The 17057-nt window shown below is 46.5% G+C and carries 18 protein-coding genes and 1 pseudogene; 14 read left to right on the top strand and 5 right to left on the bottom strand.

Annotation, left to right across the window (positions count from 1 at the left end; translation table 11 throughout):
* The first annotated feature begins 133 nt into the window (after positions 1 to 133).
* The 10 genes from M654_RS15290 (at position 134) to M654_RS15245 (ending at position 8621) form a co-directional block, all read left to right on the top strand.
* The gene (locus M654_RS15290; protein ID WP_026587746.1) at positions 134 to 853 is read left to right on the top strand and encodes a response regulator transcription factor; all 720 of its coding nucleotides are present in this window, start codon (positions 134 to 136) and stop codon (positions 851 to 853) included.
* Positions 840 to 1874, top strand: coding sequence for a sensor histidine kinase (locus M654_RS15285; RefSeq protein ID WP_026587745.1), 1035 nt, complete (start codon positions 840 to 842; stop codon positions 1872 to 1874). Before M654_RS15290 ends, M654_RS15285 begins: the two co-directional genes overlap by 14 nt.
* Positions 1875 to 1953: 79 nt before the next feature.
* Positions 1954 to 2874, top strand: a complete 921-nt coding sequence (gene bcrA / locus M654_RS15280) for a bacitracin resistance ABC transporter ATP-binding subunit BcrA (RefSeq protein WP_026587744.1) — start codon at positions 1954 to 1956, stop codon at positions 2872 to 2874.
* Positions 2867 to 3601, top strand: a complete 735-nt coding sequence (locus M654_RS15275) for an ABC transporter permease (RefSeq protein ID WP_026587743.1) — start codon at positions 2867 to 2869, stop codon at positions 3599 to 3601. The genes bcrA and M654_RS15275 overlap by 8 nt, the downstream gene beginning before the upstream one ends.
* A 115-nt stretch (positions 3602 to 3716) precedes the next feature.
* Positions 3717 to 4328, top strand: coding sequence for an undecaprenyl-diphosphatase (locus M654_RS15270; protein WP_026587742.1), 612 nt, complete (start codon positions 3717 to 3719; stop codon positions 4326 to 4328).
* Between the two features lie 393 nt (positions 4329 to 4721).
* Complete coding sequence (locus tag M654_RS15265) at positions 4722 to 5210, top strand: hypothetical protein (protein WP_026587741.1); 489 nt, start codon at positions 4722 to 4724, stop codon at positions 5208 to 5210.
* Positions 5211 to 5325: 115 nt separating this feature from the next.
* Positions 5326 to 5988, top strand: a complete 663-nt coding sequence (locus tag M654_RS15260) for an ATP-binding cassette domain-containing protein (protein ID WP_026587740.1) — start codon at positions 5326 to 5328, stop codon at positions 5986 to 5988.
* Positions 5966 to 6931 carry an ABC transporter permease gene (locus tag M654_RS15255; protein WP_026587739.1) on the top strand — a complete coding sequence of 322 codons (966 nt, stop codon included), beginning with the start codon at positions 5966 to 5968 and terminating at the stop codon, positions 6929 to 6931. The genes M654_RS15260 and M654_RS15255 overlap by 23 nt, the downstream gene beginning before the upstream one ends.
* A gap of 308 nt (positions 6932 to 7239) precedes the next feature.
* On the top strand, positions 7240 to 8199 hold the full coding sequence (gene coaA / locus M654_RS15250) for a type I pantothenate kinase (RefSeq protein ID WP_026587738.1): 960 nt from the start codon (positions 7240 to 7242) through the stop codon (positions 8197 to 8199).
* Between the two features lie 20 nt (positions 8200 to 8219).
* Complete coding sequence (locus M654_RS15245) at positions 8220 to 8621, top strand: VOC family protein (protein WP_026587737.1); 402 nt, start codon at positions 8220 to 8222, stop codon at positions 8619 to 8621.
* 40 nt (positions 8622 to 8661) lie between these two features.
* Here M654_RS15245 and M654_RS15240 read toward each other — a convergent pair whose 3' ends face one another.
* Positions 8662 to 9903, bottom strand: a complete 1242-nt coding sequence (locus M654_RS15240) for an MDR family MFS transporter (RefSeq protein WP_026587736.1) — start codon at positions 9901 to 9903, stop codon at positions 8662 to 8664.
* A gap of 124 nt (positions 9904 to 10027) precedes the next feature.
* Complete coding sequence (locus M654_RS15235) at positions 10028 to 10237, bottom strand: YqzH family protein (RefSeq protein ID WP_026587735.1); 210 nt, start codon at positions 10235 to 10237, stop codon at positions 10028 to 10030.
* A gap of 696 nt (positions 10238 to 10933) precedes the next feature.
* On the opposite strand from M654_RS15235, the pseudogene M654_RS15230 reads away from it, so the two are divergent.
* The 4 genes and pseudogenes from M654_RS15230 to M654_RS15215 all read left to right on the top strand — a co-directional run bounded on the left by M654_RS15230 (position 10934) and on the right by M654_RS15215 (position 14038).
* Positions 10934 to 11369 (top strand): annotated as a pseudogene (locus M654_RS15230) (DUF6376 family protein).
* A 187-nt stretch (positions 11370 to 11556) separates the two neighbouring features.
* Positions 11557 to 12819: a Y-family DNA polymerase gene (locus tag M654_RS15225; RefSeq protein WP_026587734.1), complete on the top strand. Its 1263-nt coding sequence runs from the start codon at positions 11557 to 11559 to the stop codon at positions 12817 to 12819.
* 15 nt (positions 12820 to 12834) lie between these two features.
* Complete coding sequence (locus M654_RS15220) at positions 12835 to 13173, top strand: YolD-like family protein (protein ID WP_026587733.1); 339 nt, start codon at positions 12835 to 12837, stop codon at positions 13171 to 13173.
* 226 nt (positions 13174 to 13399) lie between these two features.
* A complete protein-coding gene (locus tag M654_RS15215; RefSeq protein WP_026587732.1) occupies positions 13400 to 14038 on the top strand; it encodes a FusB/FusC family EF-G-binding protein in 639 nt (212 codons plus the stop codon).
* Between the two features lie 37 nt (positions 14039 to 14075).
* Here the strand turns inward: M654_RS15215 and M654_RS15210 are convergent, their stop codons facing one another.
* From M654_RS15210 to M654_RS15200, 3 genes are read right to left on the bottom strand one after another with little or no spacing between them, the layout of a single operon-like run.
* Positions 14076 to 15416, bottom strand: a complete 1341-nt coding sequence (locus M654_RS15210) for an MATE family efflux transporter (RefSeq protein WP_026587731.1) — start codon at positions 15414 to 15416, stop codon at positions 14076 to 14078.
* Between the two features lie 16 nt (positions 15417 to 15432).
* Entirely contained in the window at positions 15433 to 16218 is a 786-nt protein-coding gene (locus tag M654_RS15205) for an ABC transporter ATP-binding protein (protein ID WP_026587730.1), read from the bottom strand.
* On the bottom strand, positions 16215 to 17057 hold the full coding sequence (locus M654_RS15200) for an ABC transporter ATP-binding protein (RefSeq protein ID WP_026587729.1): 843 nt from the start codon (positions 17055 to 17057) through the stop codon (positions 16215 to 16217). Before M654_RS15200 ends, M654_RS15205 begins: the two co-directional genes overlap by 4 nt.

The following is a 17057-nucleotide window of genomic DNA, read 5'->3' as shown; positions in this document are numbered from 1 at the left end:
GAGCAAGAAATATATGTTTAAAAAAGGTGCCTGAAAAAGGTGCCTTTTTCAATTGGAAGGTTTTTTCTCTGCTATAATGTAAAAATGAAATGAGAGGGAAGTTTTCCGAATTTAGTCAAGGCGGGTGAATCAAATGGAAGCTATTCGAGTGCTGATAGCGGATGATGAAAAAGAGATCAGAGATTTATTGAAAGCATATTTAAAAAGAGAGTGTTATGAGGTTGATGTGGCAGTTGACGGAGACGATGCGCTGAGGCTGTTTGAACAAAACCATTACCACCTCGTGGTATTGGATGTGATGATGCCGAAAATCGACGGCATCGAAGTGTGCAGAAGGATGAGGAATCATACGAACATTCCGATCCTGATGCTGACAGCCAAAGACCTTGAAGGCGATAAAATTTTAGGGCTGTCGATCGGTGCCGACGATTATATAACGAAGCCTTTCAGTGTGAACGAAGTGCTTGCGCGGATCAAAGCTATGCTGAGGCGTTTTTTGGTCCTCGGCAGCGAAAGCCGCTCTTCTGATGAACAATCAAAGATTCAATTTAAAGGATTGACCATCGATTTGAAAACATATACGGTCACCGCAGGCGGACGGGACATCTCCCTGACGGCGAAGGAGTTTGAACTGCTGAAGTTTTTCGCCTCAAATCCGGGACAGGTATTTACGAAGACGCAGCTATTTCGAAACGCTTGGGGAGACCAATACATAGAAGATGATAATACGGTCATGGTGCATATCAGAAGGCTGAGAAAAAAAATAGAGCCGGACCCGTCCGATCCCCAATTGATTCAAACCGTTTGGGGAATCGGCTATAAGTTTGTAGGTGAGAAAGATGCTGCGCGATAAAAAGCTGCTGCTTCTCATCCTGCAATGTGCGGCGCTTGCCGGACTTTTGTTCATTCATATGAAGAGCGCATCCCTCGGGGTCTACAGCATCACGCTGTTTATCATTCTGTTTGGGATCAGCGCCCTCTTGTTTGTGATGAGGCTTGGCTTCATCAGCCGCTTAAAGGTGATCGAGACCGAGCTGAAACGCGTGGCCGACGGGAATGTAAGAAGGAGATTGCTCGCAAAGGGCGACGAGCCGTTTCATGACATCATGTTATCCATTAACGAATTGATCGACAAGCTCGAAAAAATCCAAATCAACGCCGCAAAATCGGAAGCGGCAAGGAAACGGCTGCTGTCCAACATTTCCCATGATATCCGGACGCCGCTCACATCAATCATCGGCTATGTGGATGCATTGAAAGACGGTGTCGCTTCATCCGAGGCAGAAAGGCGGGAATACCTCGACATTCTTTCTAAAAAATCCAACAGCTTAAAGCAATTGATCGATGAAATGTTCAATATGGCAAAACTCGATGCAAACGAAATCCAGCTGAAAACAGAGTCCTTTGATCTTGCTGAAGTCGCAAGAGAAACGCTGATCGACTTTTTGCCAGAGCTGAAAAAACACGATATGGAATTGAAGGTGCAGATTCCGGAAACGAAATGTTGGGTAACCGCTGATCGGCTCAGTCTGATCCGCGTGCTCGAAAACATCGTCAGAAACGGCATTCACCATGGAAAAGAGGGAAAGGTGCTCGGAATCGAGCTGACGGAATCAGAGCATGAATATCAGCTTCTCGTCTGGGATCAAGGGCCGGGGATTCCGGAAAGCGATATCGAAAACGTGTTTGAAAGGATGTACCGCAGAGACCGCTCGAGAAGTCTTGATGACGGCAGCGGCTTGGGGCTTGCCATCGCCAAATCGCTTGTCGAAAAAAACCGCGGTCGCATATGGGCAAAGAGCGTTCCCTGGGAAAAAACGACGTTTGCTTTTTCACTGCCTAAACAAAGCTATCTCCATACATTTAAGAATTAATTAAGAATTGGTTAAGAAGGAATTAAATCCTTCTGTTTATGATGTAGCCATAAGGTTAGTGAAAGCGAGTGATGCAAATTTGAGCACGATCATTAAAACGACGAATCTCACGAAAATGTACGGGTCGCAAAGATCGGTAGACCGCCTCAATATCAACGTCAAACAAGGAGGTATATACGGCTTTCTCGGCCGAAACGGCGCCGGGAAAACGACGACGATCAGAATGCTGTTGGGGCTGATCAAACCGACCGATGGACAGATTGAAATTTTCGGAGACAACTTTTTTAAAAACAAAAAAGAAATTTTAAGGAGAATCGGCTCCATTGTAGAAGTGCCGGGCTTTTATGCGAACCTGACGGCAAGGGAAAACCTTTTGATCAACGCGAAAATCATCGGTGTCCATAAAAAAAATGCGATCGATGAAGTATTGGAGATCGTGGGGCTTCATCATGAAACGAAAAAGCTCGTCGGCAAATATTCCTTGGGAATGAAGCAAAGACTGGGGATTGCAAGAGCCCTGCTTCATTATCCGGAGCTGTTGATACTGGACGAACCGACAAACGGCCTCGACCCGATCGGCATCAAGGAAATGAGAAGTCTCATTCATTCTCTCGCCAAAGAAAGAAACATCACCATTTTTATATCGAGCCACATTTTGTCTGAAATCGAACAGCTCGTCGATCATGTCGGAATCATTCATGAAGGAAGGCTGCTTGAAGAAATTCCGTTTGATCATCTCAGAAAAAGAAACCGCAAATATCTGGAATTTCAACTGTCCGATCAAAATAAAGCCGTCGTGCTGCTGGAACAGCATTTTAATATTCACGACTATGACGTTCACCAGAACGGAATCGTCCGGGTATATTCCCACTTGGGCCAGCGGGGAAAGCTCAATAAAATGTTTGTCGAAAACGGAATTGACGTATTGAAGATCACGGTGAGCGAAGACAGTCTTGAAGACTACTTCGTCAAATTGATAGGGGGCGGGACGATTGGTTGATTTGCTGTATACCGAACTGCTGAAGCTCAAGCGCTCACAGATGTTTCTGGTCAGCATCTTGGGAGCGGCAGCAGCCCCTTTCATTTGTTTTATATCATCTTTGGCTAAAAAAGCCAAGTATCCTGATGTACCGATTCGCTTCAGCGAGACTTTTTCCGATACCAATCTGTACATTGTCCTGTTGATCGGAGTCCCGCTTTACGGTGTCATTACTTCATATTTATTCAATCGGGAATACGCCGAAAGCACGCTGAAGAATCTCTTGACGATTCCTGTTTCAAGAATCAGCCTGATCATCAGCAAATTGGTCCTGCTCTTCATTTGGATCATGCTGCTGACGTTAATCGCCTGGGTGCTGACGCTTCTGTTTGGGCTGATCGGACAATTTGAAGGTCTCAGCTCGGCGGTTTTAATAGAAGAGTTGAAACAATTTATGACAGGCGGGGCACTTCTTTTTTTCCTGTTGAGTCCAATTATATTTGTGACACTGCTGTTTAAAAATTATGTGCCGACCATTATCTTTACGATCATTATCTCAATGGTCAGCATTATGGTATACGGCACGGAGTACAGCGCTTTATTCCCATGGTCGGCGGTATGGGTGATCGCCTCGGGTACGTTCTTTCCGGAATATCCGCCTGCATTCTCTTTTATCAGTGTCATCGCCACAACCGTTCTTGGATTAGCCGCGACGATCGTCTACTTTAAGAAAATCGATATTCATTGATACATGAAGGGAATGTGCGGCCGGCCATTGCACATTCCTCATTATCGTTTAAAGCTTTTTTACGCAATTAAAATGGATATATATTGAATTTAAGTATAAAAAAGGAGTTTGAGTCGTGTCTTTTTCAGAATTAAATATTCACGTTTTTCGTTTCATTCATGAGTTGGGAAAAATGTATTCGATACTGAATCCGGCCGTTTACTTTCTGGCTGAATATATGATGTATGTCCTCGCATTGGGTCTTGTCGTTTTTTGGCTGACCCGGACTTCCAGAAACAGATTGATGGTCATTTATGCGGTCATCTCATTTGCGATAGCCGAAATGCTCGGGAAAATGGCGGGCTCTCTTTATTCCAACTATCAGCCCTTTGCCGTGCTTAGAAATGTCAACAAGCTGATTGAACACGATATTGACAATTCGTTTCCGAGCGACCATACGATCCTGTTTTTTTCAATCGGTTTTATGTTTTTCCTGTTTCATAAAAAAACGGGATGGCTGTGGCTTGTGCTCGCATTCGCCGTAGGGATTTCCCGGATTTGGTCCGGCGTCCACTATCCATTTGATGTGGCCGCGGGAGCTCTCCTTGGCATCGTGTCAGCTCTGTTTGTATACTGGACAGCGCCAAAGCTGTCTATCATTCGGCAATTGCTCGTTCTTTATGAAAAGGGTGAACAGCGGATGTTTCCTTCCAAAAGTAAATCAGACGATAAATCCAACAACATTTAAAGACTGCCTTGATTTTTGGCCGTCTTTTTTGCACATGGCCTCCGTTCAGTTTGAGAATCAGTCTGACGCCTGGGTCTCAAGTTCCAAGAATTAAAAAAATCCCTATTAAGAAGATGCCATTATCATTTTATGGAATATAGTAGTCGGTAACAGATTCGTTATTTCTTGGAAAATATAATTGTTAATAAGGAAAAATATGCTACAATATAGAATATAGGAGGTGATAATTTCCAATAGGTAATAATAAAATGGTCTGATTTTCTAGGATTCACTCTTTCCATCGCTTAAAATAATAGAATGCGCGACCGTAAACCGTTTTTGCTGCTGGAAATGTTTCACGGGTGCCATCTCAAGACATACATAAAAATGTTGAAAAAATACGGGGGCGTTAAAATGAAAAAAACAATTTTAGGCGTGTCTTTGTCGGCAGCGCTTCTGGTTCCATCCTCGTTTGCGGCGGCTTCAGAAGACGGACGGCTGACAGATGAACAGAAAGAACTGCTTGAGGCCAAAACAGAGTATGTCCAGTCACTTCCGAAACAGGCCGGTGTTCAAAGCGGTCTCTCGGCCTATTCGGGAAAAAGGCTCACGATTAAAAGAGGGAGCTTTCTCGCTTGGTCGAAAGATGAGATTGACTGGTACTACAACGGCAAAAAAATATCCAAAAGCAGCGGCTTCCAGGATGTGGGCTACATCTTTCCGAATGTCGTGAGGGCGAAAGGGATCAAAAGGTATTACAAATCCACGGGGCTTCACAAATGGCGGGCGAAAAAAACGCACAGTATCGGGAGTGTGACGCCGTGGGGAGATGTTGAATTTGCCAGCACAACCTATACCGACAGAAGATGGGTCAACAAAAAAGGCAAATATGGAAAGGATTAATTTGAAATAAACAAACGGCATACAACGCTGCTAAAAGACTATTTTGAAAATCTTGGCAGCGTTGTATAATGGAGAATGTTGCAACACCATCCTCGCCTAAGAAAGGATTTTTCCATTGATTAACATCAATCATTTGACAAAAATGTATGGAAATCAGACGGTCTTCAACCGTCTCAATATGAATATTGAAAAAAATAAAGTCAGCTTCCTGATGGGGGAAAACGGCGCCGGAAAAACGACGCTCTTGAAATGCCTGCTTAAGCTGGAACACTACGAAGGCGGCATTCGCTATGACGGCGAACCCCTTGAAGCCGTCAGAGACCGGGTGCATGTCATTTATGATGATTCCCCGTTTTATTTCAATCTCACAGGCTATCAAAACATCAAAATCTTATTAAACAAACCCGTTAAAAAAGAAGAGCTCGAACAGACGTCGCAAACATTTCTCGATCACTCGCTCTTGAAAAAGAAAGTCAAAACCTATTCCTACGGGCAAAGAAAAAAGCTCGCTTTAACGATCGCCGCCTTAAACAAACCGGCGTACTTGTTTTTGGATGAGATATCAAACGGATTTGACTATCGTTCAATGATAGAGCTTCAGGAGATGATCAATGACTGGTCAAGCGAAATGACGATTGTGGCTGCGGGTCACCAATTCGAATTTTACTCTTCGATCGTTGATCAATTGTTCGTGCTGAAAGACGGTTCGGCTGTTCATGTGGAAAATTTTAAAGCGAATGGGGCAGATTTGGGCGATGTCTATAAAGAATATTTATAAAATCCTGAAGAACGAGCTTGCCTTTCAATACTATTCAAAAATGCTCTTGCTTTTGATCATTCCTCTGTTGCTGATTTCATCCGGGTACATATACTTTCAGTATCAGAATACAGAAGGCAGCTACCGGCTGTTTTTGAAAACCGAAGCTGAATACAAACAGCTCGGTATCGATATTCAAAAGGCGCTTGACTCGCCAGTCAAGGTGAAGGAAGGGGAGCTCAAAAGCAAGGACGGCGACGGGGAGATCGTTGAAAATATTTTAAGATATGACTATGAGAATTTCGTGCTGTCGCTTCACAATCTCCAGCCGAAACAAGCGGTCGTCACCACGATGGAGTGGATGGGGTTTATTTTGTTTCCGCTCGCCTTTACGCTTTACGCCATTTATATTTCTTCCTATGACATGCGATTTAAGACGGTGAAAATCAAGGCGGTCAGACATGATTGGAAGTCGGTTTTGCTGGCCAAACAGTGCTCGGTCTATATGGTGATGCTTGTCGGAATGTCCGCCGTTTTATGTGCGGCATATGTGTCGAGCCTTATTCTTTATTCCCAGGCAGCGCGGACGATTCCGGTCGACCAGTTCACAATACCGGAGGTGTCAAAAAGCAATATCCTGCTTCAATTTATTGTCATAGCGGCAGTCAGCTTTATTTTCACAACGATCGGGTTTTATTTGGGCATTCTGTTGAGGAGTTTTGCGGCGCCTGCTCTGCTTTATATCATCTACAGCCTGCTGGTTCCGGTACTGGGCAAATTTGATTTGAAAAACCTTTTGTCCAATCTCGGGCATGCGGTTTTCAATTTCAACGGCCATTTTAAGCTGTTTACACCGGTTAAGGTAGAGATCTTTCCGATCATCCTGATTCTGGCCGCCGCCATCGGCCTGCTGTCGGCCGCCGCTTATTACGCGGCGCACAGACAAAGCAAATATGTCGTGTGAATGCCCGGCTGTTTTTAGAGTGCGAACCTGCGCTCTTTTTTTATTGTCAAAACAGAAGGATTCGGCAGAAAGCCAAGCGGATATTGAGGATCTCCCATCCGGCGAATTCAGCATTCCGTGGTGAGCCTGCCAGGGGGCACCTTGACGAAGCCGTTTGATTTAAAACGGAAATCAAAACAGTTTTCTGATATAAGCATTTCTCGATCCTGATCCCTCGTAAATATTCTAAAAATTCTATATAATAGAAAAAGCGGTTTGGATCAGATATCTAGTCATACAGCGTATGAACAGAGGGACAGGTGAGAAATATGGCAAACCAAGATTTGAATTTGCAAACGTTATATACGAGTCATACCCGGGACGCCTGGGCGCATCTGGGCGGACATATGTCGGTAGAGATGACCGAAGAGGAGGCGAAAGAGCTTGAAGGTTTAAATGATTATCTGTCTTTGGAGGAGGTTGAGACGATTTATGTTCCGCTGGCAAGGCTTCTTTACTTGCACCGGACTTCTCAATATGAACGGAACTCCCGTGTGAACGGTTTTCTGAATTACCCCCATGCAGCCAAAATTCCGTTTATCATCGGGATTGCCGGAAGCGTGGCGGTCGGGAAAAGCACGACGGCCAGAATCATTCAAACCGCGCTTTCCCGCTTGCGGGAGCGTCTGAAGGTCAGCCTGATTACAACGGACGGGTTTTTGTATCCAAATGCGGTTCTTTCAGAAAAACAGATGATGTCAAGAAAAGGATTTCCGGAAAGCTATGATGTAAAGGCGCTGCTTGAATTTTTAAACGATTTAAAATCAGGGAAGAAAAGCGTCAAAGCACCCGTCTACTCCCATTTAACATACGACAGAATGGAAGGCGTTTATGAAACGGTGGAGGAGGCGGATATTGTCATTATTGAAGGCGTCAATGTGCTGCAAACACCGACGATTGAAGATGATCGGACAAAGCCGCGGGTTTTCGTATCTGATTTCTTTGATTTTTCAATTTATGTGGATGCAGAGGAAGCTCTCATTATCAAATGGTATCTCGAGCGGTTCCGGATGCTCAGGGAGACGGCTTTTCAAGATCCGACTTCTTATTTTCATAAATTTAAAGATCTCACAGATCCCGAAGCGGATGCGATGGCGAAATCGATATGGGAGACGGTCAACCGCCCCAACCTGTATGAAAACATTTTGCCGACAAAATTCCGGTCGGATTTAATTTTGAAAAAAGGGGAAGGCCACAAGGTCGAAAAGATTTTGGTCAGACGGGTGTAAAGCGGGGAGGAAAAGCTGTGATTCATCATATCGAACTGTATGTTTCCAATTTAGACAGGTCAAAGCGTTTTTGGGGATGGTTTTTACAGGAGCTCGGCTATGAGGCTTACCAGCGCTGGGAGGGTGGCATCAGCTGGAAGAAGGAACGGGCTTACATCGTTTTGGTTCAGGCCGAAGAGAGATTTATAGAAGCGGGCTATCACAGACGCCGGGTCGGCTTAAATCATCTTGCCTTTCAGGCGGATTCAAAAGCCCAGGTCGATGATATGACAGAGCAGCTGATGGAACGCGGCTATCGGCTGCTCTATGAAGACAGACATCCGTTCGCCGGCGGGGACGGGCATTATGCGCTGTATGCGGAAGATCCCGACCGCATCAAAGTTGAACTCGTGGCGCCGGCCGATTTTCGTCAGACTGTATAATCAAAAGCGCCGGCCTTTGGAAGATGGCCAGGCGCTTTTTTTAATGCTGCAATGTTTTCTTTGCATGGATGTTCACTTTTGCAGCTTCCACCATTCTGACTCTGCGGAAAGCCGCAAAGAGGAAAGGTGAGCCGCAAAGGGTGGCGAGGGCCAGGATCGAAAAGGTGAAAAAAGGCTTTCCCGCTCCGAACGTATCCAGCAGTATTCCGCCTGCCCACGGGCCGATGACGCTTCCCAGCTGGGTGAAGCCCATCGCTCCGAAGTAGGTCCCCTTCAGTTCAGGGCGTGCAATTTGGTCAACCAATATATCCATCATCGAAAATAACAGCACTTCTCCTATTGTAAACAATATGACAATGAAGGTGATCGACAAGAGGTCATGGAAAAATGAAAGGCTGAACAGACTCATGCTGACCAAAACATTGCCTGTGATGAGCGACAAAATCGGCGAAAACCGTTTTGCGATTTGTACGATCGGGTACTGTACGATCAGCACGGTCGCAGCATTTAACGTCAGCATGATCCCGAATATCTTCGTTCCGTCTTCGATGAAAGGGCTTGCCGACATATACTGCGCCAGCGTTGATGAAAACTGGGAGTAGCCGAACAAACAAAGAATCGAGCCGATCAGTGTGATCGTAAACACCCGGTCCGTTCTTGTCACCTGCAAGGCATCCTTTACTTTGATGCGCTTGTTCGTCTCCATCGCCGGGACGTCGTGGTTTTTAAATTGAATCACCAGGCCCGCTCCGTAAAGCAAATAAATAAAAGCGGCGATAAAAAACGGCAGCGTCGTTTTCGAAGAGCCGAGGTAGAGGCCCAAAAGCGGCCCGAAGACAACGCCGAGGTTGATCGCCGCATATCTGAGGTTGAAGACAAAGAGGCGCGTCTCAGGTTTGGATACATCCGAAAGCAGCGCTCTTGAAGTCGGCTCAAACAGGGCGCGGCACAATCCGTTTAAGGCATTCATCAAAAAGAAGGTCCATACGTGATCAGCGAGGGCAAAGCCGGCAAATACGAGCACCCAGCCGAAAATCGACAGCAGCATGATCTTTTTCCGGCCGAACCGGTCTGACAAATACCCTCCATAAAAGCTCGCCGCAATCCCGATCAGGGAGCTTACCGCTATCACGGCTCCGGCAAAAGACGCTGAAGCGCCTTTTACCTGTGTCAAGTAAATCGCTAAAAAAGGAATGCTCATTGTCGTGCCCATCCGTCCGAAAATCGTTCCGACAATAATGGTCCAGCTGAGCGGGTGGATACTTTGCCATTTCTGTTTCATGATGAACTCTCCAGACATGTTTTATTGTACTATCATACATGAAACAGATGGTGCTGAATAGAGGTTTTTCTATAATGTGGGAAAGAAAAAAGCCTCCTTCTAGGAAGCCTAAAGCCTGTCACGTTTAGGAAAACATGCCCTGGTTTGTCACATAATCATAAATGACGTCTTCAATATGCGCATGCAGCCCCTCGTCAGGCTCCTCGATCCGCCTTTCCTTCAGCGCCAGCTTCAGGATTTGCTTTTCATGGGGGCTGAGCGGATCGGTTGCTACATTTCGCCCATACTGCCGCAGAGCCTGTCCCAGCATTTTTTCAATCAGTTTCTCATCCATTTGCCTTCTCCTTTTAGGCGTTTCTTCTTTTATCTTACTAAGAAAAAACACTGTTCTCAAGCGGCTTAGCCTGTTTTGAATTGTTTTCTTTTTTTCGTAGAGTATAATGAGGGCATAAAACCGCAAAATGAAAAAGAACCGGGAATACGGCAACATTCCGGCTTGTAGGAAAGCAGGCCCATAGATAGACCATCCCCGAACTTGTCAGGGCTCAAGCTTTATGTTTCGACAACACGGCAATCATATTTTTCACAGGGAGTGAGCCAGACCGCCTTCTTTCCAAAGAAGGTTTTTTTGCGGAAAGAGCGATTTCTTTCATAAGCCGATTAGCAGGAATTTGACTGGATAGGCTTTGTGCTTTAAAATCAAAGTAATAAAAATGAATACTCCAAAGGGGAGTAGCTGTCACAGTAAAGTCGTCATTACGGGATGTCTTAAATCCTCGGCTTTGCTGGCAATCTAATTGTTAGCGAGACCTTTGCCAAATCTGATTTGGTGAAGGTCTTTTTGTTTATCAACTTCACCAAATCGGTGGAGTTTTTTCATTTTTATCAAAAGGGAAAGGAGACTGACTGTGTCCAAGCTTAGGAAATGGCTGAAGCGTGAACTGGTGAAGAAAGGTCTGCCTTTAGCGAAAGAAAAATGAATTTCGATTGCGAAAGAAAAAATCAAGAAGAAACGGTGAGGAGGTAAACAATGAAAAGAATTCTTACAGTTCTTGCCGGAATCGGCCTTTTAGGTGCGGGCGGATGCGGAATGCTTGACGGATTGAACTATACAAATGAAGCGGCCGGCTATATTCAAAAAGTGAAAACATTTGCGGAGGAGGCACCTTCCTTAGCTGAACAGGCTGTAAACGACACGCATGCAAGAGAAAAGCTGGAAACGCAGCTTGAGTCTGTTCGGCAGGCTGCAGCTGATTTTAATGAATTAACCCCTCCCGATGCCGCAGCCGAGATTCATAAGACGATTGAGAAGCATAATGAAACACTGCAAAAAAGCGCTGAGGATGTTTTGAAAAAGTGTTGAGGAAGGAAAATTAACAGTTGAGAAGCTGGAGCAGTCAGAGCTGGTGCAAAGCGCTCAGCAGATCAGCGATGTGATGGGCCAGATTGAAAAATTGACCGAATAGAAAAAGTATCCCGGTTTGGGATGCTTTTTTTATTACTCAAAAACCCGGTTTCAGTTAACGGAAAATGAAAGACTCAAAGGGAATATTTTCATTGGGTAAATTTACACCTGGAAATCGAACGTATATTCGCAGTATAGTATTCATACACTAATTGTGCGAACATCAGTTCTTTTGGAAGGTGAAGATGATGGATTACAGTCAATATCCGGCGCGCTCGATTTTGTGTGTTGATATGCGGAGTTTTTATGCAAGCTGTGCCGCCGTCTTGCTCGGACTTGATCCGATGACTTGCCTGCTGGCGGTTGTCGGGAATACGGAGCGGCAGGGGAGCGTCGTCTTGGCGGCTTCTCCGGCTCTGAAAAGAGAGTTCGGTGTTCAAACAGGGACAAGGGTGTATCAGATTCCGGACGATCCGCGCATTCAGCTCGTCAATCCAAAGATGGCGGTATTTGTCCGCGTTTCCACAGAGCTCACCCGGCTGTTTGGCCGCTATGTTCCGCATGACGCCATTCACACGTACAGCATTGATGAAAGCTTTATTCAGGTGGACGGCGTCGAGAGCATGTGGGGAGACGCGCGGACGATCGCCATGAAAATACAGGACGACATGGCAAGGGAATTTGGTCTGCCGTGTACCGTCGGAATTGGGCCCAATATGCTGATGGCTAAGCTGTGCCTTGATCTTGAAGCGAAAAGGGCGCCGGACGGTGTGGCCGTTTGGGGTTATGAAGATGTGAAAACGAAGCTTTGGCCGCTGTCTCCGCTGCGGCGAATGTGGGGAATCGGCTCCAGGCTGGAAAGAAGGCTGAACAGGATGGGGATTTTTACGGTTGGCCAGCTGGCGCAATATGATCTCAAGCGCCTTGAGAAAACATTCGGTGTGATGGGAAACCAGCTGTACTATCATGCATGGGGCATTGACCTTTCAGCGCTCGGAGCGCCGATCATGGCCGGACAGGTCAGCTATGGGAAGAGCCAGATTCTGCTTCGCGATTATCCGGACCCGGCTGAAGTCCAACATGTCATCCTTGAAATGTGCGAAGAGGTGGCCAAAAGGGCGCGCGCCCACCGGCAGGCGGGACGGACCGTCAGCCTCGGAATCGAATACAGCCGCGATGAGCTTGGCGGCGGGTTTTACCGTTCGAAAACGATGGAGCGTCCTTCAAATATTACACTGGACCTTTATCACACATGCCTTGCCTTGTTTGACCGCTTTTATGAAGGAAAAACGGTTCGGAAAATTTCCGTTTCCCTTTCCAATATCGAGGATGACATCTATATGCAGCTCGACCTTTTCCATCCCGATCAGGAAAAAAAGCGGATGCTCGGCTATGTGATGGACGGCATCAGGGAACGGTACGGTTCAACAGCGCTTTTGCGCGCCGCTTCTTATACAAACGCCGGGACCGCCCGTCTGCGGTCAAAGCTTGTCGGCGGACATCAGGCATAGAAAGGAGAACGTGTGATGCTAAAAGACAGAGGCAGCATCAAATGGGTCTCGATGATGCTGCCGGAACACGTGGAATTGCTTAGGGAGTATCATGAGAGCCTTCATAAACATGAAAAACCGGTTTTAGATGAACAAAAATATGAAGAATTGAATGAACGGATTTGTGAAGCGATGGAAGAAAACAGGCCTTTGCAATTTACTTATTACCAACAAGGGGAAATGAAAAAGCTGGCCGGCCGCGTTCACTATGTTGACGCCCTGAAGCGGGAGCTCCGCATCATGAGCTGTACAGATCAACACCACAGATTAAAGCTCGATGATATTATTGAGATTGAATACGATGATCATGTATAATAGATTCATCATTCGGAGGTGGTAAAATGGTAAATGACATTCATTTGCCAACTGCAGCGTCTCATGCAAAGCCTGTTATCTTGAAAGGCGATACTTTGCATGAGGTGGAGCTCTAAACGAATCGCCTGATTGTAAGGTATCATTTCTGATCATACGGCTTTGCACCTTATTTTTAAAATATATAAATAAGGAGCTGGCACAAGTGAAGAATGTAAATACAGCGAATATGGAACCTTTTATCAGAAATGATCAATATCATTTTATTCAATTTCAAACGGACAGCCTTGTCCAGGGGCATGCGAACGTCAAGGATGGAAACGTGCTTGACGCTTTGAAATCCAATGCTTTCCATCAAGTCTTAGATCTGTTTCCTGATCTCAGCAATGACCAAAAGGCTTTGCTGAGCAAAATGGTTGAAGTCGAAGACAACAGCGGAGCCGCGCGCTTTTTAGCCGAGTTAGAGGACCTTGTGATCCCGTTTCAGCAGGTAACGGCAGCAAAGGTCAAAAAGCTGTTTTCTAAGGTGAAAAAGTTAAAAACTCCCGAATTTGAGCAGATGGATTTCAGGAGATATTCCTATTTAGGATGGAATGATGCAGGCTCGGGCAGAAAATATATGATTGTGGATATCGGCGGAAAGCTGACGGGAATATACGGAACGATCAGACCCAGCAATAAAAAAGGAATCTGTTCGATATGCAACAGGGCCGAAGAGATCGGACTGTTCATGTCCAGGGTGAAAAGCGGCAAAGAAACCTATACGGACAGGGGCAATTACATTTGCTATGACAGTGAAACATGCAACCAAAATATCATGACACTAGATCATTTGAACGATTTCGTCATGCAATTAACGAAATATTGACCTGAAAAACCCGGCTCGGGCTCCCGAGCCGGGTTCTTTATGATTCGGCTTCAGCCTTCATCTCATGCAGCTCCCGTTTTCCGAAAATCCGTCCGGTCAGTCCAGGCACAGCCATGCATAAAAATAAGGAACGGCCGAAGCTGAATAAAAGAAAGGAGAGCCACAGCCCATGGTTTCCGAAAACGGGCACAGCGGTGAAAAAGGCGGCTAAAAAGACAAGAGCGGCCAAAGCAATCGAATTTCTAACCGGGCCGATTTCAGTGGCTCCGATGAAGATCCCGTAAAAAATCAGTCCAAAACTTGCGGCCAAAGGAAAGAGAACAATCCAAACATCATATGTTTTCGCCGCTTCCAGGACGCTTTCAAGCGGTGTAAATAAAGGAATGATTGCATCTTTCAAGAGAAAATAGCCGGCCGAAAGCAGCACTGCAGAGATAAGCGCCCACTGGGTCGAAAGGGAAAGCGTGCGGGCATAGAGCTCCCGATCCATTCTCCCGACGGCTTTGCCTGTAAAAATGCTTGATGCATTGGCGAACCCGTCAAAAACGTAAGCCATCATGTAATGAATTTGGATCAAGATCGCATTTGCGGCCAAAATTTCAGCTCCGAAATCAGCCCCTTTAGCCGTAAATAAATTGAAAACCGTCAGCAGGCACAATGTTCTGATTAATAAATCACGGTTGACGATCATCATTTTTTTAAACGGTTTTGGGTCGAACAACAGCTTGACAGGCGGAAGTTTAAACGAGATGGCGGCATTTCTTTTCACAAGCCAGCAGCCGATCAGGCAGCCCGTCAATTCTGAAATCAGGGTGGCTGCCGCGATGCCGTTCACTTCCATATGAAAGACATAAACAAAGACGATATCAAGGGCGATATTTAAGATATTCATCGACACTTGCAGAAGCAATGTCACTTTGATGAGGGACATTCCCATCAGCCAGCCGAGAATGCAATAGCTCATTAAAGCAAAAGGAGCTCCCCAAATCCTGAGCGAAAAATATTGCGAGGCAAATTCCGCCGTGTGCTGATCCGGCTGGATCATGATCAGCGCCGTATATTCAAGGGGTTTTTGCAAAAGGATGAACATCAGTCCGGCAAAAAACGCAATGCAAACGGGCCGGGCGAGAGCCAGCACGCTCTCCGACCTGTTTTGGGCGCCGAGCGACTGAGCGGCGAATCCCGATGTGCTCACCCTTAAAAAACCAAGGAGCCAATACATCGTATTAAAGATCATCGTTCCAACCGCAACGCCGCCGATGTAAGCAGGGGAAGAAAGCTGTCCGGCCACCGCCGTATCAACCGCTCCGAGCAGCGGAGTGGTGATCGTTGAAATGATCAGCGGAACGGCCACCGCAAGATAATGCCTGTGATTCATTTTTTTGTAACCCCCCTTAAGATTGAAACACCTGAAGCAGCTTTTTTGTATAAGGGTGCCTTCCTGTGGAAAACAGCTCTTCTTTTGCAAATTGATCGGCAATCTGCCCGTCTTTCATCACCATGATGCGATGGCTCATGAAGTGGACAGCCGCAAGATCATGGGAAATAAACAAATAGGAAAGCCCCATCTCGTCCTGCAAATCTTTGAGAAGGTTCAGGATTTTCGCCTGACTCGTGACATCAAGGCTTGCCGTAGGCTCATCAAAGATGATGAAAGAAGGCTGGGTGCTGATGGCTCTGGCGATCATAACCCGCTGCAGCTGTCCACCGCTTAATTCATGGGGATAGCGGTCAAGAAGGGGCGGCTTTAGACCGACCATGGAAAACAGCCGTTCAGCGGCCAGCCGGCGGCTGCCTCTGCAATCCTCTAAAAATGGCGGTATGTCTTGTTTGGAAACATCCAACGGCTCCATTAATGAATCGATGATGTTCAGCTTTGGATTTAATGATGCGGCTGGATGTTGGAAAACAGCCTGAAGCTTCCGGCGCTGTCTGCGTACTTCTTTTTTGTTTATGCTCCTCAAGCGATGTTGATGAAGCCAAATCTCTCCCTGATCGATTTGTTCCAGCAGCAGGAGGCAGCGGGCGAGGGTGCTTTTCCCGCTGCCGCTTTCACCGGCAAGCCCGAGACATTCACCCTTTCGAATGGAAAATGATACGCTGTCAACCGCTTTGTGGCCGCAAGCATAATGTTTTGTCAGATTGCTGACACGAAGGATGGTCTCCTCTGGATGGGTCATGAAGCACCTCCTGTTCCCGAAAGCGCCGTTTTCTTTTCTGCAGGCTGTGCCATCAGCCTGAGCGGAGGGTTTTCAAGCGGCGGAACGGCCGCGAATAGACGCTTCGTGTATTCGTGTTTTGGATGGTTGATGAAGTCGGCGGTTAAGCCGGTTTCAACAATTTCCCCGTTTTGCATGACGGCCGCCTTGTCGGCATATTTTTTGACAAGCCTCAAGTCATGGGTGATAAAAAGGATCGCACAGTTTGTTTTATCGCGCAGTACGGCCAACTGCTTTAAAACGTCCGCCGCCGTGATGCTGTCCAAAGCCGTCGTCGGTTCGTCGGCGATTAAAAGCTTCGGCCGGAGCACCATCGCTTGAGCGATCGCAGCCCTTTGCAGCTGTCCGCCGCTCAATTGAAACGGGTAGCTTTCATATACTCTGTTTTCCGGAAGAGAGACATCTTGAAAAGAGCGGAGAATCGCTTCTTTTCGCTTTTTCTTCGGCCAATTCGTATGTGTTTTGACCATTTCATCAATTTGTCTTCCGACTCTTATAAAAGGGGTGAATGCCCCGTGAGAATCCTGAAAAATGCAGGCGATCTCTTTTCCGCGCATGCGCTGGAGCGCTTTGCGGCCGGCCTGAAGCATATGATGCCCCATGAATCGCACATCTCCGCCGGACGCCGTTAATCCGTCCGGAAGCAGCCCGGTGATGGCTGACGCGGTCAGGCTTTTTCCGCTGCCGCTTTCCCCGAGCAGCGCGAGCCATTCCCCTTCGCCAATCGAAAAAGAAACGTTTTTGACAATGGTTTGCTGCCGAGAGCTGATCGATAAGCTCTCAATGGATAAAATCGGCAT

Source organism: Bacillus sp. NSP9.1 (assembly GCF_000465465.2).
GTDB lineage: Bacteria > Bacillota > Bacilli > Bacillales > Bacillaceae > Bacillus > Bacillus sonorensis_A.
The sequence above is the reverse complement of the archived record's forward strand: the minus strand, read 5'-3'. Positions and strand labels throughout refer to the sequence as shown.